This window comes from bacterium CG_4_10_14_0_2_um_filter_33_32, assembly GCA_002792735.1.
Taxonomy (GTDB): domain Bacteria; phylum Patescibacteriota; class CPR2_A; order CG2-30-33-46; family CG2-30-33-46; genus CG2-30-33-46.
In genome coordinates, this window is sequence record PFOW01000080.1 from 1 (window position 1) to 4,126 (window position 4,126).

2 protein-coding genes are annotated in these 4,126 nt (G+C 35.7%); both read left to right on the forward strand.

All coding sequences use genetic code 11. From position 1 onward, the window contains the following. The first annotated feature begins 140 nt into the window (after positions 1–140). Complete coding sequence (locus COX95_05080) at positions 141–1,268, forward strand: hypothetical protein (protein PIZ85167.1); 1,128 nt, start codon at positions 141–143, stop codon at positions 1,266–1,268. 74 nt (positions 1,269–1,342) lie between these two features. Further along, positions 1,343–4,126: hypothetical protein (locus COX95_05085; GenBank protein ID PIZ85168.1), on the forward strand; the 2,784-nt coding region annotated here is incomplete at its 3' end.

The window sequence follows — 4,126 nt, forward strand, 5'->3', positions numbered from 1 at the left end:
GGGTAATATTTCACCCATTGATTATTTAATAAAAACTGTTCCGGAGTCTCAAATGTGCGTGACGCGTACATTGGCTTGTTTTTTGTTTGTAATTTTGATATAATTTTAATATAAGATCAGTATTATAAATCGAGGAAAAAATGACTAAAAAAGCCACTGATATTAAAATTAGAACAGATAATATTTACTGTCCAAGTTGCGGAGCTATCCAAAAAAATTCAGAGAATTTTTGTGGTCATTGCGGAGAGAGTTTGCATAAGAAATCCGGTGAAGAAGAGGTCAAAACTGAAGATCTTATCGACAATCAAAAAAAGAAAAGAAAGCCTTTTTACAAAAATAAGATTTTTTTAGCGTTTTTTGCTCTTTTTTTAATTTCGGCTTCTGCTTTAGCGGCTACTTTTTATTTCAAGTCAAACGAAGGTGAACAATACAAAACTAAAGTTAGAGGCATATGGCAGACCGTTTATAACGAAAATGACGCTCTAAATAAAGAAGTAACCGCAATGAATGAAATGGAAAGTTTTGAAAACATTGCTTTAAAGATTAAATCTGTTGAAGGTATGGCAGGTGATAAACAGGATGAAATAACAAAACTAAATACGCCGGAAAATTATAAAGACGGAAAAGATGCTTTTGTCTTGGCTTTGTCGGATTATAAAAGCTATCTTCAAAGTTTGCGATCAGCTGCTGATAATCCTTCAAAAATGACCGATCAGGACATTGAGGATATAGATAATCTGGGTGAAACTGCAAAGATTTCCTTTTCAAAGGTTTATACAAGACTTGATTTTATAGACAGCAAGCTATCTGATGATACCTTTACCGTGGTGGTTACGAAATTTCAGGAAGTGAGAGCGTCTTATGAAGAAAAGCTAGCATCAGATGAACAGCAAACGGCAGAAAAAGAGAGAAAAGATAAACAGACCGCTGACGATAAAGCTAAAGTAGAATCATTGGTGACCTCATTTATGAATGCATATATTGCCGGCAATGAAAATGAACTTAAGAAATATATGTCTTCTGCATTTCAGAAAGAGTTTAACTATGCAGATCTGTCAACTGATGCTAGGATGTATTCTTATCCTGAAAGTTTTAGGATAACTATCACCAAGAAAACTAGTGATAGTCAGTATGACGTTTATGGAAGAGAATTACAGGTTGATCGAGAAAGCGGATCAAAATGGACTATAAACAGGTACTTTGCGGTGGTTTGGGTACAAAGTGATAGTAAATGGCTTGTTGATCGTTGGGATATATCTAGTGAGTAAACTATAATTAAAACCGGGCAATGATAATGTCTAAATAAGGCAGGTTTTAAAATTTTTCAAATAGGGAAAGATTCATGGCAAAAAGCGATAAAGATAAAGAGAATATACAGAATCAGGAAATAGGGTATATAAAACCTAGAAATATTACTACAGAAATGGAGGAAAGCTACTTAGATTATGCGATGAGTGTGATTGTGGCTCGTGCTCTTCCTGATGTTCGTGACGGCCTAAAACCGGTACATAGGCGGATTCTTTTTGCTATGAATGAATTAGGGCTAAGACCTTTAGGCAGATTTAGAAAGTCCGCTACGATCGTTGGAGAAACCTTAGGTAAATATCATCCCCACGGTGATACTGCTGTTTATGATTCAATGGTTAGAATGGCTCAGGATTTTTCAATGCGCTATCCTTTAGTTCAAGGTCAGGGTAATTTTGGTTCTATGGATGGTGACTCAGCTGCCGCAATGCGTTATACGGAAGCTAAAATGGCGCGTATAACTGAAGAAATGTTGTCTGATATCGATAAGGATACCGTAGATTTTGTTCCAAATTATGATGGAACCAAAAAAGAACCCAAAGTGTTACCGGCAAAACTTCCTCAATTGTTGCTTAATGGTTCTATGGGAATAGCTGTGGGTATGGCAACGGTAATTCCGCCGCATAATTTAGGTGAGGTTATTGACGCTACAATGCACGTAATCGATAATCCTAAGGCTTCTCTCGATGAGTTACTTGAATTTATAAAAGGACCAGATTTTCCAACAGGCGGAATAATTTATAATGTTAAAGACATAGAAGCTGCTTATTCTACAGGAAGAGGTAGTGTTGTGATGAGAGCAGTAGCTGAAATTAACGAAAAGAAAAACGGCAAGTTTGAGATTTTAGTAACAGAAATTCCTTATCAGCAAAATAAGGCCTCGTTAATAGAAAAAATTGCTGATTTGGTGAAAAATAAGAGAATTATTGGAATTTCTGATCTTCGGGATGAGTCTGCAAGGGGTAGCGTCCGTATTGTTATCGAGCTTAAAAAAGATGCTTATCCTAAAAAGATTTTAAATCAACTTTATAAGTTTACTCCAATGCAATCAGCGTTTCATTTTAATATGGTTGCTTTAGTTGATGGTATACAGCCTAGACTTTTAATCTTGAAAGACATACTTCAATATTTTATTGATCATAGGGTACAAGTTGTAACAAGAAGAACAAAATATGATCTAGCTAAGGCTAAAGAAAGAGCCCACATTTTAGAAGGTTTAATTAAAGCTTTAGACCATATTGATGAGATAATAAAAACCATTAAACAGTCTCCGGATCGAGATAAGGCAAAAGAAAATCTAGTTAAAAAATTCAAGCTAACAACGGTTCAGGCAGAAGCAATACTTTTAATGAGGCTCCAAACTTTAGCTGCGCTTGAAAGAAAAAAGCTGGAAGATGAATATAAAGCTTTAAAGAAACTTATTGCCGAATTAGAAGATCTTTTAAAACATCCTAAAAAGATTTTAGGAGTTATCAAGGATGAACTCTCAGAGATTAGGGAAAGATATGCCGACGAGAGGAAGACTAGAGTTGTCAGAACTGGCGTTTCTGAATTTGGACAAGAAGATTTGATTCCCAACGAAGAAGCAATAGTTGCTCTTACAACCTCTAACTATATAAAAAGGTTAAGCCCAGCTACTTATAGAGCTCAAGCTCGAGGAGGCAAAGGTATTATTGGTATGACTACGAGAGAAGAGGATGTTGTAGAACATCTTTTATTGGCCAGCACACATGATAATATGCTGTTTTTTACCAATAAAGGTAGGGTATTTCAAGCTAAAGTATATGATATTCCTATTGGGCAGCGGACAGCCAAGGGTCAGGCATTGGTTAATCTTATCCAATTGGCCCCTGAAGAAAAAGTAACAGCGCTAGTAAATATTTCTAAGCTTGCGAATAAAGAAGGTTACTTAATTATGGCAACCAGAAGAGGACTTGTTAAAAAGACGGCTATAGGTGATTTTAAGGTAGCCAGAAAGTCTGGGTTAATAGCTATTAAACTTGATGCAAGTGATGAATTAAAATGGGTTAAAGTAACTAGCGGTAAAGATGAAATATTACTAGTTACCAAAGAAGGTAAAGCTTTGAGATTTAATGAGAAGGAAGCAAGATCTATGGGAAGGGCAACAAGAGGCGTTCGTGGCATAAGTTTGTCTAAGTCAGATTCAGTGCAAGGTATGGATGTTGCGCAAAAAAATGACGAAGTTTTGGTTATAATGGAAAATGGTTATGGCAAGAGAAGCTCAGTCAACCTGTTTACTAAACACCATCGTGGGGGTAAGGGGATTAAGGCTGCTGAAGTCACTAAGAAAACTGGTCAAATAGTAGATATGCGTATTGTAGATAGTAAAGCAGAAGGAGATTTAGTTGTTATATCTGAAAAAGGACAAGTAATTAGAATGCCTTTATCCTCAGTTTCTCGTATAGGTAGAGCAACTCAAGGTATCAGGATCATGAGGCTAAATGATGGCGATAAAGTTACTTCTGTGGCATCAGTTGAGATGTTAGTAGAAGAAGATGATGAAGATAAACAAGCATTGATTGATTTTAAAGAAAAAAAAGAAGATAATTTAAATGAAACAGTAGATAAAAAATTAATAAAAAAATCTACCTCTAACAAAGAGGAAGGTCAACAATCCGTATCAGCTCCGGCTAAAGGCCAGAGTTTAGGACGGGTCAAAAAGGAGAAGAAAATGGTTGCAACTAAAAAAAAGAAGAAGGTTGTTTCCATGAAAGCTGTAAAGAAGGCAGCTCCAAAGAAAAAAACTGTTAAGAAAGCAGTTAAAAAAGTAGTCAAGAAAAAAGTTGTAGCTAAGAAAAAA

Bases quoted from the DNA above. Each gene is read 5' to 3' on its own strand.
- COX95_05080 (PIZ85167.1), top strand. From the start codon at position 141: ATGACTAAAAAAGCCACTGATATTAAAATTAGAACAGATAATATTTAC.